The organism is Dinoroseobacter sp. S124A (assembly GCF_049801015.1).
GTDB lineage: Bacteria > Pseudomonadota > Alphaproteobacteria > Rhodobacterales > Rhodobacteraceae > Dinoroseobacter.
Map to the genome: position 1 here is coordinate 59,902 of NZ_JBNAGD010000009.1, position 20,248 is coordinate 80,149.

Annotated in this window: 24 protein-coding genes; 13 read left to right on the top strand and 11 right to left on the bottom strand. The window is 65.6% G+C overall.

Annotated features, from left to right (window positions below):
• Positions 1-50: 50 nt before the first annotated feature.
• Entirely contained in the window at positions 51-629 is a 579-nt protein-coding gene (locus ACP15I_RS19130; RefSeq protein ID WP_424976277.1) for an FMN-dependent NADH-azoreductase, read from the bottom strand.
• 215 nt (positions 630-844) lie between these two features.
• Here ACP15I_RS19130 and ACP15I_RS19135 point away from each other — a divergent pair, with 215 nt between their 5' ends.
• From ACP15I_RS19135 to ACP15I_RS19145, 3 genes are all read left to right on the top strand, one after another.
• On the top strand, positions 845-1,720 hold the full coding sequence (locus ACP15I_RS19135; RefSeq protein ID WP_424968110.1) for a LysR family transcriptional regulator: 876 nt from the start codon (positions 845-847) through the stop codon (positions 1,718-1,720).
• Positions 1,721-1,760: 40 nt separating this feature from the next.
• The gene (locus tag ACP15I_RS19140) at positions 1,761-2,678 is read left to right on the top strand and encodes a DMT family transporter (RefSeq protein WP_424976356.1); all 918 of its coding nucleotides are present in this window, start codon (positions 1,761-1,763) and stop codon (positions 2,676-2,678) included.
• An 80-nt stretch (positions 2,679-2,758) separates the two neighbouring features.
• Positions 2,759-3,307, top strand: a complete 549-nt coding sequence (locus ACP15I_RS19145) for a ClbS/DfsB family four-helix bundle protein (RefSeq protein WP_424976278.1) — start codon at positions 2,759-2,761, stop codon at positions 3,305-3,307.
• Here ACP15I_RS19145 and ACP15I_RS19150 read toward each other — a convergent pair.
• The 4 genes from ACP15I_RS19150 to ACP15I_RS19165 form a co-directional block, all read right to left on the bottom strand.
• Entirely contained in the window at positions 3,225-3,581 is a 357-nt protein-coding gene (locus ACP15I_RS19150) for an ArsR/SmtB family transcription factor (RefSeq protein WP_424968028.1), read from the bottom strand. The genes ACP15I_RS19145 and ACP15I_RS19150 overlap by 83 nt on opposite strands.
• A gap of 115 nt (positions 3,582-3,696) precedes the next feature.
• Positions 3,697-5,082: a PepSY-associated TM helix domain-containing protein gene (locus ACP15I_RS19155; protein WP_424976279.1), complete on the bottom strand. Its 1,386-nt coding sequence runs from the start codon at positions 5,080-5,082 to the stop codon at positions 3,697-3,699.
• A 71-nt stretch (positions 5,083-5,153) separates the two neighbouring features.
• A complete protein-coding gene (locus ACP15I_RS19160) occupies positions 5,154-5,519 on the bottom strand; it encodes a hypothetical protein (protein WP_424976280.1) in 366 nt (121 codons plus the stop codon).
• Between the two features lie 143 nt (positions 5,520-5,662).
• A complete protein-coding gene (locus ACP15I_RS19165) occupies positions 5,663-6,049 on the bottom strand; it encodes a GFA family protein (protein WP_424976281.1) in 387 nt (128 codons plus the stop codon).
• A gap of 359 nt (positions 6,050-6,408) precedes the next feature.
• Here ACP15I_RS19165 and ACP15I_RS19170 point away from each other — a divergent pair, with 359 nt between their 5' ends.
• The 5 genes from ACP15I_RS19170 to ACP15I_RS19190 all read left to right on the top strand — a co-directional run bounded on the left by ACP15I_RS19170 (position 6,409) and on the right by ACP15I_RS19190 (position 8,946).
• Positions 6,409-6,741: an AtpZ/AtpI family protein gene (locus ACP15I_RS19170; RefSeq protein ID WP_424968024.1), complete on the top strand. Its 333-nt coding sequence runs from the start codon at positions 6,409-6,411 to the stop codon at positions 6,739-6,741.
• A gap of 42 nt (positions 6,742-6,783) precedes the next feature.
• A complete protein-coding gene (locus ACP15I_RS19175; protein WP_424968023.1) occupies positions 6,784-7,491 on the top strand; it encodes a F0F1 ATP synthase subunit A in 708 nt (235 codons plus the stop codon).
• A 62-nt stretch (positions 7,492-7,553) separates the two neighbouring features.
• Positions 7,554-7,778, top strand: coding sequence for a F0F1 ATP synthase subunit C (locus tag ACP15I_RS19180; RefSeq protein ID WP_012179690.1), 225 nt, complete (start codon positions 7,554-7,556; stop codon positions 7,776-7,778).
• Between the two features lie 78 nt (positions 7,779-7,856).
• The gene (locus tag ACP15I_RS19185) at positions 7,857-8,381 is read left to right on the top strand and encodes a F0F1 ATP synthase subunit B' (RefSeq protein WP_424976282.1); all 525 of its coding nucleotides are present in this window, start codon (positions 7,857-7,859) and stop codon (positions 8,379-8,381) included.
• A 4-nt stretch (positions 8,382-8,385) separates the two neighbouring features.
• Positions 8,386-8,946 carry a F0F1 ATP synthase subunit B gene (locus ACP15I_RS19190; RefSeq protein ID WP_424976283.1) on the top strand — a complete coding sequence of 187 codons (561 nt, stop codon included), beginning with the start codon at positions 8,386-8,388 and terminating at the stop codon, positions 8,944-8,946.
• Positions 8,947-9,129: 183 nt separating this feature from the next.
• Here the strand turns inward: ACP15I_RS19190 and ACP15I_RS19195 are convergent, their stop codons facing one another.
• The 3 genes from ACP15I_RS19195 to ACP15I_RS19205 all read right to left on the bottom strand — a co-directional run bounded on the left by ACP15I_RS19195 (position 9,130) and on the right by ACP15I_RS19205 (position 11,622).
• Positions 9,130-9,897, bottom strand: coding sequence for a FadR/GntR family transcriptional regulator (locus ACP15I_RS19195; protein ID WP_424968020.1), 768 nt, complete (start codon positions 9,895-9,897; stop codon positions 9,130-9,132).
• Between the two features lie 80 nt (positions 9,898-9,977).
• On the bottom strand, positions 9,978-10,604 hold the full coding sequence (locus ACP15I_RS19200; protein WP_424968019.1) for an OmpA family protein: 627 nt from the start codon (positions 10,602-10,604) through the stop codon (positions 9,978-9,980).
• 130 nt (positions 10,605-10,734) lie between these two features.
• Complete coding sequence (locus ACP15I_RS19205; RefSeq protein WP_424976284.1) at positions 10,735-11,622, bottom strand: methylated-DNA--[protein]-cysteine S-methyltransferase; 888 nt, start codon at positions 11,620-11,622, stop codon at positions 10,735-10,737.
• A gap of 111 nt (positions 11,623-11,733) precedes the next feature.
• Between ACP15I_RS19205 and nth the strand changes: the two genes are divergently transcribed.
• Genes nth through ACP15I_RS19220 form a run of 3 tightly spaced genes read left to right on the top strand, consistent with a single transcriptional unit; the run spans position 11,734 to position 13,762 of the window.
• Entirely contained in the window at positions 11,734-12,378 is a 645-nt protein-coding gene (nth, locus tag ACP15I_RS19210; protein WP_424976285.1) for an endonuclease III, read from the top strand.
• A complete protein-coding gene (locus tag ACP15I_RS19215) occupies positions 12,375-12,773 on the top strand; it encodes a Rid family hydrolase (protein ID WP_424968016.1) in 399 nt (132 codons plus the stop codon). Before nth ends, ACP15I_RS19215 begins: the two co-directional genes overlap by 4 nt.
• Positions 12,770-13,762, top strand: coding sequence for an adenosine kinase (locus ACP15I_RS19220; protein WP_424976286.1), 993 nt, complete (start codon positions 12,770-12,772; stop codon positions 13,760-13,762). The genes ACP15I_RS19215 and ACP15I_RS19220 overlap by 4 nt, the downstream gene beginning before the upstream one ends.
• Positions 13,763-13,896: 134 nt before the next feature.
• Here ACP15I_RS19220 and ACP15I_RS19225 read toward each other — a convergent pair whose 3' ends face one another.
• A complete protein-coding gene (locus ACP15I_RS19225; protein ID WP_424976287.1) occupies positions 13,897-15,348 on the bottom strand; it encodes an aldehyde dehydrogenase family protein in 1,452 nt (483 codons plus the stop codon).
• The gene (locus tag ACP15I_RS19230; RefSeq protein ID WP_424976288.1) at positions 15,338-16,633 is read right to left on the bottom strand and encodes an acetylornithine deacetylase/succinyl-diaminopimelate desuccinylase family protein; all 1,296 of its coding nucleotides are present in this window, start codon (positions 16,631-16,633) and stop codon (positions 15,338-15,340) included. The genes ACP15I_RS19225 and ACP15I_RS19230 overlap by 11 nt, the downstream gene beginning before the upstream one ends.
• A gap of 125 nt (positions 16,634-16,758) precedes the next feature.
• Here ACP15I_RS19230 and ACP15I_RS19235 point away from each other — a divergent pair, with 125 nt between their 5' ends.
• Together ACP15I_RS19235 and ACP15I_RS19240 are read left to right on the top strand one after the other, a co-directional pair.
• Entirely contained in the window at positions 16,759-17,022 is a 264-nt protein-coding gene (locus ACP15I_RS19235) for a hypothetical protein (protein ID WP_424976289.1), read from the top strand.
• Between the two features lies 1 nt (position 17,023).
• A complete protein-coding gene (locus ACP15I_RS19240; RefSeq protein ID WP_424976290.1) occupies positions 17,024-17,677 on the top strand; it encodes a DUF1523 family protein in 654 nt (217 codons plus the stop codon).
• Positions 17,678-17,860: 183 nt separating this feature from the next.
• Here the strand turns inward: ACP15I_RS19240 and ACP15I_RS19245 are convergent, their stop codons facing one another.
• Positions 17,861-20,203, bottom strand: a complete 2,343-nt coding sequence (locus tag ACP15I_RS19245) for an aldehyde dehydrogenase family protein (RefSeq protein WP_424976291.1) — start codon at positions 20,201-20,203, stop codon at positions 17,861-17,863.
• Positions 20,204-20,248: the final 45 nt, after the last annotated feature.

Here is a 20,248-nt window from a genome sequence, read left to right on the forward strand (position 1 = left end):
CTGCCGCGGGAGGGCGGCAGGGCGGGGTGGTTGGTTGCGGGCAGGTGGGATCAGGCGGCGAGGGCTTCGATTGCGGCATCGGCCTTGGCGTGGCTTGCCTCGGCATCGACCATCAGGCGGTCGGCGGCGACGATCTCGACCTCATGGATGCCGATGAAGCCGAGCACGTGTTTCATGTACTCCGTGGCGAAGTCGATCTGGCTGCCGACCTCGGTGCCGCCGGAGGCGATGGCGAGGATGGCGCGCTTTCCCTCCAGCAAGCCCTTGGGGCCCTCTGCTGTGTATTGGAAGGTCAGGCCCGCGCGGGCGACGAGGTCGATCCAGGCTTTCAGGCTGGCCGGAATCCCGAAATTCCAGATCGGCAGGGAGATGACGACCACATCCGCCGCCTGTAATTCCGCGACAAGGGTGTCGGAGAGGGCGAGGGTCTCGATCTGGGTCGGGCTACGCTCGGCCGCCGGGGTGAAGTTAGCACCGATCCAGTCCGCGTCGATGACCGGGAGGCCGGGGCTCACATCGCGGGCGGAGATTTGTGCGGGTGCGAGGCGGTCCACGATGCGGTCGGCGAGGGCGCGTGAGATCGAAGCGTCGCTGCGGGGGGAGCTGTCGATGCGAAGAACGGACGTCATGGGTGTGATCCTGTGCTATCGGAGGCGGGGTGGCGCCGGGGGGAGTGCGGGCCCGACCGGAGGGTGGCCGGGCCATGAGCGAGAAGTTGCGTGCGTCGTGTGAAGAGAGATTTAGCCGTTGCGTGGATGAACACAATTCCTCATATTGAACAGGAAATGTGAGTGAGTGCACATTTCTCTGGACGCGACAGTTTAGCGATTGAGACGATATGCCGATTGAGAATTGGGATGAGATCCGCACCGCCTTTCAGGTGGCGCGGTTGGGCACGGTCAGCGGTGCGGCGGAGGTGCTGGGTGTGCACCATGCCACGGTGATCCGACATATTGACAGTCTGGAGGGGCGGCTTGGGGTCAAGCTGTTCCAGCGCCATGCGCGGGGCTATACGGCCACGGATGCAGGCAATGACCTGCTGCAGGTGGCGCAGGTGACCGCCGATCAGTTCGATCAGCTGTCCGGGCGGCTCCATGGCCACGGGGCGAAGGTGACGGGCGAGTTGATCATCACCTCGCTGGAGATGTTCTCGCCGCTGATCGCGCCGGTTCTGGCGCAGTTTCAGGCCGATCACGAGGATCTGGGGGTGAAGTTCATCACCGATACGCGGGTGTTCCGTCTGGAATATGGCGAAGCCCATGTGGCGATCCGCGCCGGGCGCAAGCCGGATGATCCCGACAACATCGTGCAGCCGCTCTATACCCAGCGGATGACCTTCTATGGCACGCAGGAGTATCTCGACACCCATGGGCCCATCGTGATGGGCAGCGACTATGCCGGGCACCGGATCGTCGGCAGCGCCATCGAGGAGCCGCGTGCGCCCTTCAACATCTGGATGAAGGACAACATGCCCGCCGATCGCATCATCTATCGGGCCTCGGATATCCGGGCCGGGGGCGACGCGGTCGTTGCCGGGATCGGCGCGGGCTTCCTGCCCATGTGGTGGGCGGCGCAATGCCCCAACCTCGTGCCGCTCTGTGATCCCATCGATGCTTGGTCGAGCCGGGTCTGGTTGATCACCCATGTGGATCTGCACAGGACGGCAAAGGTGCAGAGTTTCACCAATTTCCTCAAGGCGGCCGCCAAAGACTGGCCATGACCCCGCAGACCGCGACCCGGACCGGGACACGTCCATGGCGATGAGCCCGGTCGCGCGGGTGCGCGCGCTGTCGCGTCCGGCCCAGGGGCATCTGGCGATGCTGACCTTTTCCGCGCTGGTCGCGGGCTCTTTCGCGCTGGGCGGTCAGATCGCCAACGAGATCGCGCCCGCTGCCCTGAACGCGGTGCGCTTTGGGATTGCGGGCGGGGTCGTGGGGCTTGCGGCCTGGGCCAGTGGCGGGTTGAGCCGTGACCTGCTCCGCGCGCCCTGGCGGTTCGTGGTTCTGGGCGGGCTCTTCGGGATCTATTTCGTCCTGATGTTCGAAGGGCTGAAGACGGCGGATCCGGTCTCGACCGCCGCGGTTTTCACGCTGACCCCGATCATGTCGGGGGTGTTCGGCTGGATCCTGATGCGGCAGGTCACCACGAAACGCATGGCTCTGGCCCTGGCAGTGGGGGCGACCGGGGCGCTCTGGGTGATCTTCGACGCGTCCTTCGCGGCCTTTCTGGCCTTTGATATCGGCCGGGGCGAGGCGATCTTTTTCATCGGCTGCATCTCGCACGCGGCCTATGCCCCCATGGCGCGGCTGCTGAACCGGGGCGAGAGTGCCGCGGGCTTCACCTTCGGGATGCTGATCGCGGGCTGCGCACTGCTCTTTGCCTATGGCTGGCGGGATGTACAGGCGACCCAGTGGTCCGAGCTGCGCCCGCTGGTTTGGATCACCATGGGGTATCTTTCGGTCGGGGCGAGCGCGGCGACCTTTGTCCTGTTGCAGGCGGCCACCCTGCGGCTGCCTTCGGCCAAGGTGATGGCCTATACCTATCTCACGCCGAGCTGGGTGATCCTGTGGCAGATCGGGCTGGGCCAGCCGGTGCCGAACCCGCTGATCCTGATCGGCGTGGCGCTGACCTGTGTGGCGCTGGTGCTGCTGCTGAAAGAGGAAGTGCCGCAAAGCTGAACCTGTGAGGCGGGTCTTTGACCCCGCGCAAGGACAGGCGCTGCGCAAGCGGGCAAACAGGTTTCCGAAAGGAGCCGCACATGCCCGCCGCAACCTGCAAGACCGACCTGATCGCCATTTGTGACAAGGAGTATGCCAAGCTCGCGCGGCTGATCGCGCCGCTATCTGATGCGACCGCCACCGCGCCCGGTGCGGAGGGTGTGTCGATCAAGGACACGGTGGCCCACCGCGCCCATTGGATCACGCTTTATCTCGGCTGGGTGTCCGATGGGCGCGCAGGGGCCGAGGTGCAGACCCCCGCGCCGGGCTATAAATGGTCCGAGCTCAAAGCCTATAACGCGCAGCTCCGCGCAGCGCAGGCCGGGCTTAGCTGGGCTGAGGCGCAGGCGGATCTGGCCGCGGAACATGCGCGGCTGATGGCGTTCCTGGCCGCCGAGAGTGACGAGAGCCTGTATACGCCCCATCTGATGCCCTGGATGAATGACTGGACGCTGGGGCGCTGGGCCGAGGCCTCGGGGGCCAGCCATTACCGCTCGGCGGCGAAGTTTATCCGCAAGACCCTTCGGGATCAGGCCTCGGCTGCGGCGGAAGCTCCGTCTCAAGAAACCGCTCGAACGCGTCGAGATTGACCGCCTCGAACTGTCCGAAGCTTTGCATCCAGATCGAGGCGTCGCGCAGGGCGTCCGGCTCGAGCTTGCACCATTTCACCCGCCCGCGTTTCTCTTGGCTGATCAGCCCGGCCCGGGTGAGGATCGTCAGATGCTTGGAGATCGCGGCCAGCGACATCTCGAAGGGCTCGGCCACGTCGGTCACCGCCATGTCATCCTCCAGAAGCATGGTCAGGATCGCCCGGCGGGTGGGATCGGCAAGCGCCGCAAAGACTGTGTCGAGACGTGGGGTCATGGTCGCAGGGCTACCACGCCGCCACGCCAAGCGGTAGGCCCGGGGCGCAGGGCGTGGTCCTGACCCCGTCCCGCAAGGGCGGCGCCGGGACCTGAGCCCGGCGCCGCAGGGGGGCTCAAGTCAGGCTGTGGCGCAGTTTGGGGAGCCGGGACAGGATCAGCGTATCCACCAGCAGCACCGTCAGCAGGGCAAGCCCGGCCATGGGAAAGGCCATGGATACCCCCAGCCCGACGAGGACCGCGCCTTGCCAGAGCGGCAATTCACGCGGCATGGGCGGGGCCGCGAGACGGCCCGCCTTGCTCGGGCGACGCTTCCACCAGAGCACGATCGCGCTGACGCAGAGAAACAGCACCGATAGGCAGATCAGGCTGTTGGCCAGCACGCTCCACAGGCCCAGCGTCCCCATATGCAGGGCGATCCCCACGGCCATCGCCTTGCCGGGCAGCGAATAGTCCGCATAGCGCACATCGGCGAGAACCTTGCCCGTATACTGGTCCACATGCACGGTCCGGTCCGTTGTGGGCGAGTGGCTGTCGGTGCTCATGGAATCCCGGCTCAGGGTCCAGACCCCGGTCGTGCCGCGTGGCAGGTTCAGTTGGTAACGCCCGTCAAACTCGATGGTCCGGGCCAGCGCGTCGACGCTGTCGAGGGTCACCGGGCCCGTGATCCCGGCCAGCCCCGCATCGCTGCCCGAGGCAGGCATCCGGGTCTGCTCCAGCGCCCAGGGCACCTCGCGGCGATCATGGTTCATGCTGGCATGGGTCTCGTCCGAGAGCGGGACATTGTCCCATTTCTCGGCGGGGAAATGGCTCCAGGCCTGTACCATCTTGCCGCCCCAGATCCCGGCCCATGCAAGCCCCGAGATCAGGAAGAACACCAGAAAGAGCGACATCCAGATGCCCACAACCCCGTGCAGGGATTTCCACAGCCCGCGGCCCCGGCCAAGGCTGGGGATCAGGGCGCGGCGCCAGCCGGTCTCGCGCGGCCACCAGAGGTAGAGCCCGGTCGCCACCAGAACGAGGGTGAGCGAGGCGGCAGTCTCCAGCAGGCGGTCGCCGGTCACCCCGAGCATCAGGTCGCTATGGATGTTGTCGAAAAAGTCGTACCAGCCGCTGCGACGCGGAAAGGTCTCGATCACCTCTGCGGTATAGGGATCGACGGCCACCATGGTCGCCTCGCCGTCAAGATCCACGCGGAAGAGCGCTGCGAGATCATCCCGGCGCGGCGCGACATACTGCTTGAGCGTCCCGCCGGGGATGGCTGCCAGCGCCGCGTCCGACTGGATCGAGACAGCCTGCGCGGTCTCTTGCGGGATCACGGGCGTGCGCTCGCCGTCGCGCCCGTCGATCCAGGCGATCCACAGCATCATCAGCCCGGTCACGGCCAGAATGGCGAGAAAGGGGATCACGAACAGGCCCGCATAGAAATGCCAGCGCCATGCCGCGAAATAGAGTTTGTTTGCGCGCCCGTGGGGCTGCGCAGGTGTATCGGTCATCGTCATGTAAGGACTCCAAGCCTGAGACCCCGGGCCATGCAGGACGCGGGGGGTTATTGAGTTGAAACGGTGAGGTCTCAGGCGCGCGGAGGGGCGCGGGTCAGGCGGACCGGATCGGGGCCACTGGTCTGCCGCAGGCGTTTGGCGACAAAGCCGAAGACAAAGGTCTTGGGCGTTGTGCGGCTCGCCGCCGGGCAGGGGCCGCGCAGGGTGGTGAGCGTATCGCTCAACCGGCAGGCTTCGCAGTCCACGCGGGGTGCGGGGCCGTCGCCCTCGGTCGGGCCGCACAGGTCAGAGAGCGATCCGCCCGCCGCCACATAGGCGGCCAGCTCCGGTGTCATGTCCGGCCCCTGCGCCCGGTGGCCATAGCCGATCGCCACCAGCGCAAGACAAAGCGCGGCGGTCACGGAAAGCCGGAGAAGGCGAAGGGCAATCGACACCATGCCTTCTGCTCTAGCCGGGGGGCACGAAGCTGACCAGCGCGCTCTCGTCGCAGTTGTGCAGAGGCAGGCGCCGAGGGTCGAGGCCGCGTCGCCGGGGCCGGATTCTGTCCTGTCGCAGGCCGGACGCGCCCGAGCGGGGCGGCTCAGTCGGGGGCAGGTTCTTCGCGGCTTTCGCGGTGACAGACCGTATCGGGGAAGGCTGGTAGCCAATCCTCCCTGCGCCGGGTCCAGAGTTCGTAATCCGGTGCGAACTGGCTTGGGGTATCGAGGGCCCCGAGGTGAAGCTCCACCTCGCCGGGGCTCTCGGCAAAGACCGAAGAGCCGCAGGTCGGGCAGAAATGCCGCCCCTCATGGGCGCGCGTCTCGCCGGTTACGGTCACCGCGCCCTCCGCATAGATGGCGGCGGCGTAGAACAAAGCTCCGTGATGCTTGCGGCAGTCGAGGCAATGGCAGATCCCCACGCGCAGCGGCGCACCGCGCGCGGCAAAGCGCACCTGACCGCAGAGGCAGCCACCGGTCACCCTATCCATCGCGATCCTCCGTCCCTTGTCCGTCTGGGTCTCAATGGTCTGGTGCGAAACCGCGGGCCGCGCAAGAGGGGCGGGTCCGTCCATACCGACGGTTTGAGCGGTGGCGCAGGGCCCTCTGGCGGGGTTGTCAGAGGCCCGTCGTGTGGCACGGCCAGGTGGCGTCCTTGGCTAAAATCAACCAATCGGTTGAATAAGCGTAGGCCCAGTGATGGCGCTAACGCTGTGGAGGCCAGCTTGTCGCAGTTTTGAAAAATATATCAAATACATGCACTTAAGGCCGTGATGCGCCGCGCCGCAGCGCGTTGACTCTGCCCCACCCTCCGGCCTAGCTTGCGCTCAACAACGCGGAGACGTGTGGCATGACCGATGACCCTCACAAAGAGCGCCTCAAAGCGCTGGAGGCACGGATCGACGCCGCCAAAGAGGCGCAGGCCCCGGCTCCGAAGAAGGATGAGCACTACTCTCTTGCCCAGCATGCCTGGCGGATGGTGGTGGAATTGGTTGCCGGTCTCGGGATCGGTTTTGGCATCGGGTACGGGCTGGACAGCCTGTTCGGCACAACGCCGATCCTCCTGGTGGTATTTACATTGCTGGGCTTTGCGGCGGGGATCCAGACCATGATACGGTCCTCGCGCGAGATCCAGGCGGAACGACTGAAGGCGGAGCCATCCGCCGAGCGCGAAGGGGACTAGACTGTGGCAAGCGAAGACGGCGGCGGACTCTCATTCCATCCCATGGACCAGTTCATCGTGTCTCCCCTGTTCGGGGACGGACCGGTGCACTTCTACACACCGACCAATGTGACCCTGTGGATGGCGCTGGCCGTGGCCGCGCTGACGCTGCTGCTGGTGACCGGAACGCGCGGGCGCGCCGTGGTGCCGACCAAGGCGCAGTCCATCGCCGAGCTTGCTTATGGCTTTGTCTACAAGATGGTTGAGGATGTGACCGGCAAAGACGGTCTGAAGTACTTCCCCTACATCTTTACGCTTTTCATGTTCATCATCCTGTCGAACTTCCTCGGCCTGATCCCGATGAGCTTCACCACCACCTCGCATATCGCTGTGACGGCGGTTCTGGCCTTCGCGGTGTTCTTCACCGTAACCATCATCGGCTTCGTCAAGAACGGCGCGGGCTTCCTGAGCCTGTTCTGGGTGTCCTCGGCGCCCCTGCCGTTGCGCCCGGTGCTGGCCGTGATCGAGGTGATTTCGTACTTTGTGCGCCCCGTGAGCCATTCCATTCGTCTGGCGGGCAACATGATGGCCGGTCACGCCGTTCTCAAGGTGTTCGCCGGCTTTGCCCAGGTCACCGCCGTGGCGCCCATCGCCATCATCGGCGTGATGGCGATCTACGGGCTCGAGGTTCTGGTGTCGGCCATCCAGGCCTACGTCTTTACCATCCTGACATGCGTGTATCTCAAGGACGCACTGCACCCGCATCACTAAGACAACCGGCAGGGTCGACCCTGCCTCTGAAACTCAGCAATTCCATCGTAAGGAGACACATCATGGAAGGCGAACTCGCACATATCGGCGCAGGCCTGGCAGCAATCGGTTCCGGCGCAGCCGCAATCGGTGTGGGCCACGTGGCAGGCAACTTCCTGGCAGGCGCTCTGCGGAACCCCTCCGCGGCAGCTGGCCAGACCGCGACCCTCTTCATCGGCATCGCGTTCGCAGAAGCTCTGGGGATCTTCGCATTCCTCGTCGCTCTGCTGCTGATGTTTGCCGTCTAAGCTTTCCAAAGCCATCCTTACGGTCGGGTCAGCCTGAAAAGGGCTGATCCGATGTGAAAGAGGGCCAAGGAGGGACGCATGGCAACTGACGCACACGGGGCCGTTGAATCCGCGCCGGGCATGCCCCAGCTGGATTTCTCGACCTTTCCCAACCAGATTTTCTGGCTGATCATCACGCTGGCAGCGATCTATCTGATCCTGACCAAGGTGGCCTTGCCGCGCATCGCGTCGGTTCTGGCCGAACGCAGCGGGACGATCACCAACGATCTGGCCGCCGCCGAAGAGCTCAAGCTCGCGGCAGTGGAGGCTGAGAAAGCCTATAACCAGGCGCTGGCGGATGCCCGTGCCGAAGCACAGAAAATCGTTGCCGAAGCCAAGGCCGAGATCCAGGCGGATCTGGACGTGGCCACTCAGAAGGCCGATGCCGAGATCGCCGCGAAAGCTGCGGAGTCGGAGAAAGCCATTGCCGAGATCCGGGCCAATGCGATGGAGAGCGTGACCGAGGTCGCGACCGAAACCGCAGCCGCACTGGTCTCTGCCTTGCTGCCGAACGCCACGGATGTGGATGTCTCGTCGGCTGTGTCGCAGCGCGTGAAGGGGTAAGGACATGACAAAACTGATCCTGCCCGCCGCATTCGCTCTGGTGGCGACACCGGCGCTGGCGGCCAAGGGGCCGTTCTTCTCGCTCGCCAACACGGACTTCATCGTGTTGATCTCATTCCTGTGTTTCATTGGCGTCGTGCTGTACTTCAAGGTGCCGCAGATGCTGAGTGGCATGCTCGACAAGCGAGCCGAGGGCATCAAGGCCGAGCTGGACGAAGCCAAGGCGCTGCGCGAAGAAGCGCAGACCATCCTGGCCTCCTACGAGCGCCAGCAGCGCGAGGTTCAGGGCCAGGCGGATGCCATCGTGGCCACGGCCAAGGAAGACGCCGAAGCCGCGGCTGCCCAGGCGAAGATCGACCTGGAAACCTCCATCGCACGGCGTCTGGCTGCCGCGGAAGAGCAGCTCGCCTCCGCTCAGGCCTCAGCAGTGAAAGAGGTCAAGGACAAGGCCGTGACCGTGGCTGTCGCTGCGGCGGCCGAGGTGATCGAAGCCAAGCTGGGCAAATCCGAGCTCGAGGCGATGAACGCTGCTGCGATCCAGGAAGTTCAGGCCAAGCTGCACTGATCCCCGATCTCACAACGATTTCGAGAAACCCGGCCTTGTGCCGGGTTTTTTGCTGTGTGGTGGGGGCAGGCGCGGTCCACATGTGGACCGCGCGGTCGCGCTCTGTCCCAACGGACGCGCCATGCGGGGCGCTTGGGCCTCTCGCGGGTCCGCGCCTTCCGCAGGCGGAAGGCGCCACCGATCCTAGCGCTGCTGCTCGTGTTCGAAGCGTTGGCGGGCGATGGCTTCGTTCTTTTCCATCTGCCGCCAATCGGCCAGCGAGCCCTCCACGAAGTCCAGGTGGGTCTGCACCGCCTCACGCGCGGCCAGCGGATCGCGGGCCTGCACAGCGGCGTTGATCGCCCGGTGCTGCTCCAGCAGCTGATCCCGTGTGGCGCGCTGCTTGAACATGATCTTGCGGTTGTAGAACACGCCCTCGCGCAGCAGGTCGAACATCGACCGCATCATATGCAGCATGATTACGTTGTGGCTGGCTTCGATGATCGCCAGATGAAACTCCGCATCGAGCGCGGATTCCTCGTCCGGATTCCGCTTGGAATGGGCTGCTTCCATCTTGCGAAAGATCGTATCGACCACGCGCAGATCCGTTTCCGAGCCCAGCCGGGCGGCCCGATCTGCGGCCAGCCCCTCCAGATCCCGGCGAAAGGCGAGGTAATCGAAGACCGCCTCGTCATGCTGGGCAAAGAGCTGGATCAGCGCATCTGAAAAGGCCGAGCCCAGCACTTCGGCCACATAGACGCCGGCCCCCGCACGCGTTTCCAACAGACCGCGTTCCTGCAACTCGGCCAGCGCTTCGCGCAGGGACGGGCGCGACACGCCCAGCTTCTCGGATAGCTCGCGCTCCGAGGGCAAACGCTCCCCTGGGCGCAGGATCCCGCGCAGGATCAGCTTCTCGATCTGGCGAACCACCGAGTGCGACAGCTTTTCGGACTGAATGCGTTGAAATGGCATGATGCGCCCCCTGAGTGGTCAAAAGATATGACCACAAGGGGCGCGCCGCAACCCGTGAAGGGCGTATCTTTGCGCGGGTACTACCGCGGCGTGATGACGATATCCACGCGACGGTTCAGGGCGCGTCCGGCGGCGTCGAGATTGGAGGCCACAGGCTGGTCCTCCCCGCGCCCGAAGGCCACCACGCGAGAGGCCGGAACCCCGTTCTGCAGCAGGATCGACGAGACCGCGTTCGCACGACGCTGGGACAGGTCCTGATTGTAGGAGGCCGAGCCGGTATTGTCCGTATGTCCGATCACCTGAACCGTGGTCTCCGGGTATTCGAGCAGGTTGCCCGCCAGCGCCACCAGGTCCGATTGCAGGGTCGGCTGCACCACGGTGCTATCCACCGCAAAGAGGATGTCCTGAGGCAGGGTCACGATCAGCTCGGAGCCGGTATTGACGATCTGCACCGCATCGTTGTTGAGGTCTTCCTCAAGCGCGCGGGCCTGCCGGTCGAGCGCATCGCCGATGGCCGCACCCACGCCTGCGCCCAGGACCGCGCCCACAAGCGCCTTGTCCCGGCTTTCGCCCGCGCCGATGGCTGCGCCCACAAGCCCGCCAATGGCGGCGCCGGTGGTCATTCTGCGATTGTCTTCGGTCACGGTGCAGGCCGACAGGGCCAGCGCGCCGGTCGTCATCAGGATCAGGGGTGTGCGTAGGGGCATGGGTACTCGTCCTCAGGCGGTTGTTTTTCAGCATATCGGGATACTTGGCCGTGTTATTCAATAGCCAAGCCCCGGAATGCCTGAAATTTGGCGCTCTTTGGCCGACAGAACGGCGCCGTAGCCCGCGCGGTTATCCGGCCTCGGCGAGCTGCGCGGCCTCCTGCGCGAGCATGGCGCGCTTGACCGGCAAGCCCCAGTGATACCCGCCAAGCCCGCCGGATTTGCGCAGCGCCCGGTGGCATGGGATCAACCAGCTGACCGGATTCCGCCCGACGGCGGTGCCCACGGCGCGCACCGCCTTGGGGGATCCAATGGACTGGGCAATCTCGGAATAGGTCGTCACATGGCCCGACGGGATGCGCAGCAGTGCCTCCCAGACCTTGATCTGGAACGGGGCCCCGATCAGGTAGAGCGGGGCCTTGGTCAGATCTCCATCCTCGGCCCCAAAGGCCGCCAGAGCCCAGGGCCGCAGCCCCATCGGGTCCTCGACGAAATCCGCATTGGGCCAGCGCGCGACCATATCCTCCATCGCGGCCTCCGTCCCGGTCTCGGAGGCAAAGGCGATCCCGCAGATCCCCTTATCTGTCCCCATCACCAGTGCGAGACCGAAGGGGCTGTCGAACCAGCCCCAGCGAATGGTGAGCCCGGCCCCCTTGCGGGCAAACTCCCCGGGGCTCATGGCCTCCCATGTCACGAAGAGATCATGGAGCCGCCCGGACCCCGAAAGACCCAGCTCCCCCGCCGCCTCCAGCGTCGTGAAGCGCTCGGCAAGCAGGGCCTTGGCATGGTCGAGGGTCAGGTATTGCTGGTACCGCTTGGGCGAGACCCCGACCCAGGCCGAGAAGGTGCGCTGCAGATGGGCCGGGCTCATCCCGATCCGGGTCGCCAGATCCTCCAGCGGCAGGGGCGCGCCGCCCGCGGCATCGATCTCGTCAATCGCGCGGCGGATCACGCCGTAATGGTAGCGGTCATCGGTCATCGGGTCGGTCATGATCTGGGTCTTGGCGGGGTCGGACATCTCGGGCCTCCTGTTCCTTCCAAGCTAATCCTCCGCGCGCGCCCGAGCGACCCGAATTTTGCGCATTTGCGCCGCTTGCCCCGAGGGCGCGCATTGGGCATATGAGCGCGGATGGCCAAGCAACTCGATTATCACACGATCCGCGAGATCTTCACCCGGTTCCAGACCGCTGAGGCGGAGCCGAAGGGCGAGCTCAACCATGTGAATGCCTACACGCTGGTGGTGGCCGTGGCGCTGAGTGCGCAGGCGACAGATGCCGGGGTGAACAAGGCGACCGAGGCGCTGTTCAAGATCGCCGATACGCCGGAGAAGATGCTGGAGCTGGGCGAAGAGGGCGTGATCGCGCATATCAAGACGATCGGGCTTTATCGCAACAAGGCCAAGAACGTGATCAAGCTCAGCCGGATTTTGGTCGACGAATATGGCGGTGAGGTCCCGAACTCGCGCGCAGCACTCGAAAGCCTGCCGGGCGTGGGGCGCAAGACGGCCAATGTGGTGCTGAACATGTGGTGGGGGCATCCGAGCCAGGCCGTGGACACCCATATCTTTCGGATCGGGAACCGGACCGGGATTTGCCCGGGCAAGGATGTGGTCGCCGTGGAACGGGCCATCGAGGATCACATCCCCGTCGATTTCCAGCATCACGCCCATCACTGGCTGATCCTGCATGGCCGCTATATCTGCAAGGCGCGCAAGCCTGCCTGCGGGGCCTGCCTGATCCGGGATCTCTGCCCCTTCGAGGACAAGATCGAATGAGCCGGATCAACGTGGCCTCGGGCTCGCCCATGGAGCCGGTGATCGGCTTTTCCCGCGCTGTCCGGATCGGCGAGATCGTGGCCGTGGCGGGCACCGCCCCCATCGCCGAGGCCGGTGGCACGGCCTGCCCGGGCGATGTCTATGGCCAGACCCTGCGCTGTCTCGAGATCGGGCTGGCCGCACTGGCCGAGGCTGGCGCGCGCCCCGAGGATGTGCTGCGCAGCCGGATCCTGCTGACCGATGCCGGGACATGGCAGGAGGCCGCCCGCGCCCATGGCGAGGTGTTCGGCGCGATCCGTCCGGCCTGCACCTTTGTCGAAGTGAGCCGCTTTATCGATCCGACCTGGTTGGTCGAAACCGAACTTGATGCTGTCGTAAAGGACCCCGCCCCATGACCCACCCGTTTCAGGTTGTCGGCATCGGCAACGCGATTGTCGATGTGCTCGCCCAGACCGATGACAGCTTTCTCGACCATATGGGGATCGAGAAGGGGATCATGCAGCTGGTCGAACGCTCCCGCGCCGAGATGCTCTATGCGGCCATGTCCGAACGCGTGCAGGCACCTGGCGGGTCGGTGGCCAATACGCTGGCGGGGCTGGGGGAGCTCGGTCTGCGCTGCGCGTTTATCGGACGGGTCAAGGATGACGCGCTCGGGCGGTTCTATGCCCAGGGCATGGAGGCCGAGGGCACGGCCTTTCCCAACCCGCCTCAGCCGGGTGTGGAGGCACCGACCTCGCGTTCGATGATCTTCGTCACGCCGGATGGCGAGCGGTCCATGAACACCTATCTCGGTGCCGGTGCGGATCTGGGGCCCGAAGATGTGTCTGAGACCGTGTTCGATCAGGTGGGGTTGCTGTTCCTCGAGGGGTATCTCTTCGACAAGGTGCCGGGCAAAGCCGCCTTCGAGGCGGCTGCTCGGTTTGCGCGCACGGGCGGCGGGCAGGCCGGGATCACCCTGTCGGACCCGTTCTGCGTTGACCGGCACCGGAGCGACTTTCAGCGGCTGGTGGCCGATGAGCTGACCTTCGTGATCGGCAATGAGCATGAATACAAAGCGCTCTACGAGACCGAGGATCTGGATACGGCTCTGGCGCAAGCGGCGGCGGTTTGCGAACTGGTGGTCTGCACACGCTCGGGCGATCCGGTCGTCGCCATCCGTGGAGAAGAGCGGGTGCAGGTGCCCGTGACCCGCGTGGTGCCCGTGGATGCCACCGGGGCCGGGGATCAGTTCGCCGCCGGGTTCCTCTATGGTCTGGCGACGGGCCAGACGCTGGAGACCTGCGGGCGCATGGGGGTGATCGCAGCGGCCGAAGTGATCAGCCATTTCGGGGCGCGCCCCAAAACGGATGTCCGCGCTAGATTTGTGGCCGAAGACCTGCTGTGACCGTCAGTCAAACGGAGCGCCTTCGGCGCACATGATTTTTTCCGCCCCTGATCAGGGCGGGGCCTCCGGCGGGGATACTTGACGACTTAAGATGCTGAGATTTGTGTTTCATTGTTCCCCAAATACTCAAATCCCTAACCGTGCCGCGCCGCCACCGTCTTGAGCTGCGAGAACCCGTACAGCGCCTCGAACCCCTTTTCCCGTCCGTGACCGGATTTACCGACGCCGCCAAAGGGCAGCTCGACACCTCCGCCCGCGCCATAGGTGTTGAGAAAGACCTGCCCCGCGCGCAGACGTTTGGCGAGGCGCATCTGACGCCCGCCGTCCCGGCTCCAGACCGCTGCAACCAGGCCAAACTCGGTGCCGTTGGCGATGGCTATTGCCTCCTCCTCGGTCTCGAAGGGGAGAAGGATCTGAACGGGTCCAAAGATCTCCTGTTGGGCGAGCGGGTGATCCGGGCCCATGCCCGAGAGGAGATGCGGGACCACATAAGCCCCGGTCTCGGGGGCGTCCGGGCTCAGCCGCCCCGTGGCCCGGATATGAGAGGGATCGGCGAGGGCGAGCATCTCGGTCACGCGGGCCTTTTGGCGGGCGGAGATCAGCGGGCCGATCTTGGGATCACTGCGGGCGGGCCCCACCGTGAGCGTGCCATAGGCTTCGGCCATGCGGTCGGCGACCGTGTCGAAGATCGGGGCTTCGATCAGGATCCGAGACGCGGCCGAGCAGGTCTGCCCGGCATTCTGGACCCCGGCATTGACGAGAAAGTGCAAGGCGGCATCGAGATCTGCATCGGCGAAGACGAGCTGCGGGGACTTGCCGCCCAGCTCCAGCGTCACGGGCGTGATTTGACCAGCGGCGGCGGCCTGCACCGCGCTGCCCACGGGCACGGAGCCGGTGAAGCTCATATGGTCGACCCCGGGATGGGCGCTCAGGGCCGCGCCCGCCTCGGGGCCCAGCCCGGGCACCACATTGAGTGCACCGGGCGGCAGGCCTGCCTCCTCGGCAAACCGGGCGAAGGCCAGCGCGGTCAGGCAGGCCTCCTCGGCGGGTTTGAGCACGCAGGCATTGCCCATGGCGAGGGCCGCCCCGACCGAGCGTCCGATGATCTGCATCGGGTAGTTCCAGGGGACGATATGACCCGTCACCCCGTGGGGTTCGCGCAAGGTATAGACCGTGTAGCCGTCCATATAGGGGATGGTCTCGCCCATGATCTTGTCGGCGGCCCCGCCATAGAATTCCAGATAGCGGGCCAGGGCGAGCGCGTCGGCGCGGGCCTGTCCCAGGGGCTTGCCCACATCGCGGGCTTCCATGTCGGCCAGCCGGTCCGCCTCGCGCAGGACCAATGCGCCGAGGCGGCTCAGCAACCGGCCCCGTTCGGTCGCGCTGTGGCGTCCCCAGTCGCCGTCCAGGGCGGCCTGCGCCGCTGCGACAGCCCGGTCGATATCGACCGGGCCACCGCGCGCGATCTCGGCCAGAGGACGACCATCGGACGGATCGATCAGGCCCACCGTTTCGCCGCTGGCACAGGGGCCCCAGGCCCCGCCGATCAGGATTTCGTGGCTTGGAAAGCCCGGGTCATAGGTCATCTTGAGGCTCCAGCAGCAGGTCGGCGAGCGTCAGGGCCATGACCTGCGCGCTATCGATCATGTCGTCGATGCCCACCCATTCGTCGGGTTGGTGGGCGAGGTCGAGGATCCCCGGCCCATAGGCGATGCAGTTCTTGAGCCGCCCGATCCGGTCGATATGTTTCTGGTCATAGGTGCCGGGGGAGACCACGTAATCCGGCTGCCGCGCCAGCACCCGCTCGATCGAGGCCGCGACGGAGCGCACCACTGGGGCGTCTTTGTCTGCCATGGTGGGCTGCACCTCGAAGAGCTCGCGGATGTCGTACTCGAAACTCGGACGGCTGGCTTTCACCCGCTCCAGCAGCGATGTGATCTCGGCTTTCACCTCCGCGATGTCTTCTTCGATCAGGAAGCGGCGGTCGAGCACGATGCGGCAGCGATCTGCCACGCAGGGGGCCGGCAGGCCGGTATAGTCCGGGTCCTGCTCGGGCTCGCCGCCATGAATCGAGTTGATGTTGAGCGTGGATTGGCGCGCGCCCTCGGGCACCACGGGCATCTCGGTGCGTTTGGTGGCCAGCAGGGGATAGAGCACCGTCTCGATCTCGTGTAGAACAGCCCCCATATGGCGGATCGCGCTGTCGCCGAGAAAAGGCATGGAGCCATGGGCGATCCGACCCTTGGTCTCGATCTCGGCCCACCAGACCCCGCGATGACCGAGGCAAATCCGGTCTTTGTTCAGGGGTTCGGGGATGATCACATGCTGCACGCGCTCGGGCGAGAACCAGCCGTTCTCGGCCAGATAGGCGACCCCGCCAAAGCCGCCCGATTCCTCGTCCGCGGTGGCGCTGATCTCGATCGCGCCTGCAAACTCGGGATGGGTGGCGATGAAGGCCTCGGCCGCGATGATCGAGGCGGCGAGCCCGCCTTTCATGTCACAGGCCCCACGGCCATAGACCCGGCCCTGTTTCACCTCGCCACCGAACGGGTCCGTGGTCCAGCCATGGCCGACCTCGACCACATCGTGGTGCGAGTTGAAATGCACGCACTCCCCCGCGCGGCCGCCCTCGTAGCGCGCCACGAGGTTCCAGCGCGGAAAGGCCTCGCTATCGGCGGCGGCGCCCTTGGCGCGGACCAGCTCGCAGGTAAAGCCCTGCGGTGCGAGCCGCGCTTCGAGCACCGCGCAGATGTCGTGGTAGTGCCGGCCGGGCGGGTTCAGGGTCGGAATTCGGATCAGGTCCTGGGTCAGCGCGACCAGCGCGTCGCGCCGGGCGGTGATCGCGGTCTTGAGGGGGGTGTCGGTCTGCATGAGGCGAGCCTAGGCCCGCAGCCCGGGCGCGACAAGCGGGCCCGGGCACCTCGATGCGTTGTGTTTGGCGCGACGCGCCCCATTTCTAGTCAGAGGTGTGCAACGCAGTGAAAAAGGAGCAATGGATGGCGGTTCTGCGGGTAGGTGTTCTGGTTTTTCTGGTGCTGGCAGTGGCGCATATCCTTGCCGCCATGCTACAGCGGTGGCGCAAGTCGGCCGCGCTCGAAGAGCAATGGCTGGCCGAAGGCCGTCCCGGGACGTGGGAGGCCTATGAGAAGGATGGCCTTGCGGCCCTGGAGCGGTCGCTCCGGCAGAGGCTGATCTGGGGTGTATACGCGTTTCCGGCGGCTGTGATCGGGCTGCTGGCGCTTTTGACGAATTGGGATTGAGATGTTTTGGACCTACCTGCGCTGGACGCTGAAACTGATCCTGCTGGTGCTGGTTGGAGGCTTGTTGCATTACGTGCTGCCCCAGCATGACGTGGTGCGGATGGTGGATGCCTCCGAGCGGCGCGTGGATTTTACCGAGAGCAACCGTATCTTCTGGGCGCGACCGGATAGTGGTGCGCCCATGGCCGACAGCCGGGATGTGAGATTCATTGACGCCGCGCGGCCCGGGGGCGAGGCGATCGTGTACCGCAACGAGGATACGGGCTGGGGCTGGCCCTTTTACTTCAAGTTTGACTCGAGCGATGTGAACGCGCGGGCCAAGGATCTGGTCTCGGATGCCGAAGACCCCACATGGGTGATCGTGCGGCATTACGGATGGCGCTCGAACCTGTTTTCGATCTTTCCAAATGCGGTCTCCTTGAAGGTGACCGATTCACCGGATCCACAAATCATCCCGTGGTTCAACATCGCCTTTTTCCTTGTGCTGGCGCTGATCGCGCTGCGGATCTGGCGCTGGTGGGCGAATTTCCACGAGGCGCGGATCGAGCCGATCGTGGATGATATGGTGATTGCCATGCACCGGGCCGATGACCGCGCGGATGCCACCAAGGGGCGCATTCGCCGCTGGTGGGACAAGATGCGCGGCAAGGCCTGAGGTAAGGCGAGAGGCGTCGTCAGGCACCCGCCGGACGTGGCGCGGTCGGTATCCCGACCGCGCGGACCCGCGAGACAGGCCAACGCGTTCAATGGTGCTGAGACGATAGAGGCCGGGTGTGTCCGCGCCCTCGCCATGGGCGAGGGCGCTCCGGATCAAGCGCCGCCAGTTGGGCGCCCCCGGTCAGGTGCCGTAAGGCACCCATACGGTCTTCGTCTCGGTCGCTTCCGACAGGAAGCTGCGCGCATCGGCTTTGAACCAATCCCGGGCGACTCCGTGGTTCACCCATGTGCGTTTGAGATTGCCCGCCGCTTCGGCCTCGATCTGGGCCGAGATGTCAGCGCCCGCAAAACTCCAGACCGCATCGACCCCCAGATGGCTGGCCAGCGGCTTGGCCAGCGCCTCCGGATCGCCCGTGACGATATTGACCACGCCTGCGGGCACGTCCGACGTGTCCAGCACCTGATAGAGATCGGTTGCCGCCAGTGGGAAGGGCTGTGACGGCACCAGCACCAGCCGATTGCCCATGGCCAGCGCGGCCCCGAGGATCGACACCGTCCCCAGCAATGGGGCCTCATCCGGTGCAAAGGCCCCGATCACTCCGACAGGCTCGGGCATGGCCAGCGCGACACCGCGCAGGGGCACGGGCTTGACCGCCCCGTCATACTTGTCGGCCCAGGCCGCATAGGTGAAGAGCCGCTCGATCGAGGCTGCGACCTCGGCCTTGGCCGCAGGCTCCCGCGCACCGGTCATCGCCTTGAGCCGCGCCGCGAATTCCTCGGCGCGGGCAGACAGGTTCTCGGCAAGATAATAGAGGATCTGCGCCCGCAAATGCCCGGTGGTTTTGGCCCAGCCAGAGGCCCCGGTCGCGGCCTCCACCGCGTTACGGATGTCCTTGCGATTGCCCTCGGGCGCATGGCCCAGAAGCGCGCCCTTGGTCGACCAGATGGCCCGGGAATAGCCGCTATCGGGCCGGGCTTGCTTGCCGCCGATATACATCTTGGCCGTGCGGTCGAGCCCTTCGGCCTTGGGCGTCTGCGGTGCTGGCACCGCCGCGACGGGTTTGAGTGGCTTCGCGGCTCCAACGGGCTTTGTATAGGCGCGCAGACCCTCCCATCCGCCTTCGCGTCCAAATCCGCTCTCGCGGACCCCGCCAAACCCGGCGGCCGCGTCGAAGAGGTTCGTGGCATTCACCCAGACCACACCCGCGGCAAGCTTGGGGGCGATGTCCAGCGCCCGGTTTATATCCTCGGACCAGAGCGTTGCCGCCAGCCCGTAGCGCGTGGCATTGGCCACCTGCACGGCCTCGGACGGGGTGCGAAAGGTCGTCGAAACCAGGACCGGGCCAAAGATCTCGTCCCGCATGAGCGGATCGGCGGGCGAGAGCCCGGTGATCAGGGTCGGCGGATAGAACGCCCCCTCGGCGGGCACCACACCCGGCTGATGTACTGTCCCCCCGCTGCTGGCCACCATCCCGGCGACCTTGGTGCGGTGCGCGGGGTCGATCATCGCCCCCACATCAATGCACTTGTCCAACGGATCGCCGATCCGCAGGGTCTCCATCCGTGCACGGAGCTTGCCGTGGAAGGCCTCCGCGATCCCCTCCTGCACCAGAAGGCGCGAGCCCGCACAGCAGACCTGGCCCTGATTGAACCAGATCGCGTCCACCAGACCCTCAACTGCAGAGTCGAGATCCGCGTCTTCGAAGACGATATAGGGTGACTTGCCACCCAGCTCGAGTGTCAGCGCCTTGCCCGAGCCCGCCGTCGCCCGGCGGATCTCGCGCCCCACCTCGGTGGAGCCGGTAAAGGCGATCTTGTCCACACCCGGATGCGCCACAAGCGCCGCACCGGTCGCGCCATCCCCGGTGACAATATTCACCACGCCCGGGGGCACCCCGGCCTCGCCGCAGATCTCAGCAAAGAGCAGCGCCGTCAGCGGGGTCCATTCAGCCGGTTTCAGAACCACCGTATTGCCCATGGCCAGCGCCGGTGCGATCTTCCAGGCCAACATCAGAAGCGGGAAATTCCACGGCACGATCTGACCACAGACGCCCAGCGGCGCGCGGTCGGGCAGCTCGTCTTCCATCAGGGCGGCCATGCCCGCATGGTAGTAGAAATGCCGCTGGGCGAGGGGGATGTCGATATCCCGGCTCTCGCGGATGGGCTTGCCATTGTCGAGCGTCTCGAGCACCGCAAAGAGCCGCGCGTGTTTCTGCAACAGCCGCGCCAACCCATAGATGACCCGCGCCCGACCCGACCCGCCCAGTTTGGCCCAGCCAGGCTGCGCCTTGCGCGCCGCCGCCACGGCGGCGTCCACATCGCCAGCGGAGCCTTGGGTGACCTGCGCAAGCGCGGTCCCGCGCGCCGGGTTCAAGGTGGCAAAGGTCTCGCCGGGGGCTTGAAACCCACCGCCGATGAAGCACCCGAACTGCCGATCATGCTGGTCCAGCCAGGCCTGGGCCGGGCCGTCATCCTCGGGCGCCGGGCCATACTCCATGGTCTCGAAGATCTCCTTGACTGTCATGCTGCACGCCCCTTCATTGTTCCCCAAATACTCATGGTCCCCCCC

Excerpts from the sequence above, each read along its gene's own strand:
- ACP15I_RS19130 (WP_424976277.1), bottom strand. The coding sequence starts at position 629 with ATGACGTCCGTTCTTCGCATCGACAGCTCCCCCCGCAGCGACGCTTCG.
- ACP15I_RS19140 (WP_424976356.1), top strand. The coding sequence starts at position 1,761 with ATGAGCCCGGTCGCGCGGGTGCGCGCGCTGTCGCGTCCGGCCCAGGGG.
- ACP15I_RS19145 (WP_424976278.1), top strand. The coding sequence starts at position 2,759 with ATGCCCGCCGCAACCTGCAAGACCGACCTGATCGCCATTTGTGACAAG.
- ACP15I_RS19150 (WP_424968028.1), bottom strand. The coding sequence starts at position 3,581 with ATGACCCCACGTCTCGACACAGTCTTTGCGGCGCTTGCCGATCCCACC.
- ACP15I_RS19155 (WP_424976279.1), bottom strand. The coding sequence starts at position 5,082 with ATGACGATGACCGATACACCTGCGCAGCCCCACGGGCGCGCAAACAAA.
- ACP15I_RS19160 (WP_424976280.1), bottom strand. The coding sequence starts at position 5,519 with ATGGTGTCGATTGCCCTTCGCCTTCTCCGGCTTTCCGTGACCGCCGCG.
- ACP15I_RS19165 (WP_424976281.1), bottom strand. The coding sequence starts at position 6,049 with ATGGATAGGGTGACCGGTGGCTGCCTCTGCGGTCAGGTGCGCTTTGCC.
- ACP15I_RS19170 (WP_424968024.1), top strand. The coding sequence starts at position 6,409 with ATGACCGATGACCCTCACAAAGAGCGCCTCAAAGCGCTGGAGGCACGG.
- ACP15I_RS19175 (WP_424968023.1), top strand. The coding sequence starts at position 6,784 with ATGGACCAGTTCATCGTGTCTCCCCTGTTCGGGGACGGACCGGTGCAC.
- ACP15I_RS19180 (WP_012179690.1), top strand. The coding sequence starts at position 7,554 with ATGGAAGGCGAACTCGCACATATCGGCGCAGGCCTGGCAGCAATCGGT.
- ACP15I_RS19185 (WP_424976282.1), top strand. The coding sequence starts at position 7,857 with ATGGCAACTGACGCACACGGGGCCGTTGAATCCGCGCCGGGCATGCCC.
- ACP15I_RS19190 (WP_424976283.1), top strand. The coding sequence starts at position 8,386 with ATGACAAAACTGATCCTGCCCGCCGCATTCGCTCTGGTGGCGACACCG.
- ACP15I_RS19195 (WP_424968020.1), bottom strand. The coding sequence starts at position 9,897 with ATGCCATTTCAACGCATTCAGTCCGAAAAGCTGTCGCACTCGGTGGTT.
- ACP15I_RS19200 (WP_424968019.1), bottom strand. The coding sequence starts at position 10,604 with ATGCCCCTACGCACACCCCTGATCCTGATGACGACCGGCGCGCTGGCC.
- ACP15I_RS19205 (WP_424976284.1), bottom strand. The coding sequence starts at position 11,622 with ATGTCCGACCCCGCCAAGACCCAGATCATGACCGACCCGATGACCGAT.
- nth (WP_424976285.1), top strand. The coding sequence starts at position 11,734 with ATGGCCAAGCAACTCGATTATCACACGATCCGCGAGATCTTCACCCGG.
- ACP15I_RS19215 (WP_424968016.1), top strand. The coding sequence starts at position 12,375 with ATGAGCCGGATCAACGTGGCCTCGGGCTCGCCCATGGAGCCGGTGATC.
- ACP15I_RS19220 (WP_424976286.1), top strand. The coding sequence starts at position 12,770 with ATGACCCACCCGTTTCAGGTTGTCGGCATCGGCAACGCGATTGTCGAT.
- ACP15I_RS19225 (WP_424976287.1), bottom strand. The coding sequence starts at position 15,348 with ATGACCTATGACCCGGGCTTTCCAAGCCACGAAATCCTGATCGGCGGG.
- ACP15I_RS19230 (WP_424976288.1), bottom strand. The coding sequence starts at position 16,633 with ATGCAGACCGACACCCCCCTCAAGACCGCGATCACCGCCCGGCGCGAC.
- ACP15I_RS19235 (WP_424976289.1), top strand. The coding sequence starts at position 16,759 with ATGGCGGTTCTGCGGGTAGGTGTTCTGGTTTTTCTGGTGCTGGCAGTG.
- ACP15I_RS19240 (WP_424976290.1), top strand. The coding sequence starts at position 17,024 with ATGTTTTGGACCTACCTGCGCTGGACGCTGAAACTGATCCTGCTGGTG.
- ACP15I_RS19245 (WP_424976291.1), bottom strand. The coding sequence starts at position 20,203 with ATGACAGTCAAGGAGATCTTCGAGACCATGGAGTATGGCCCGGCGCCC.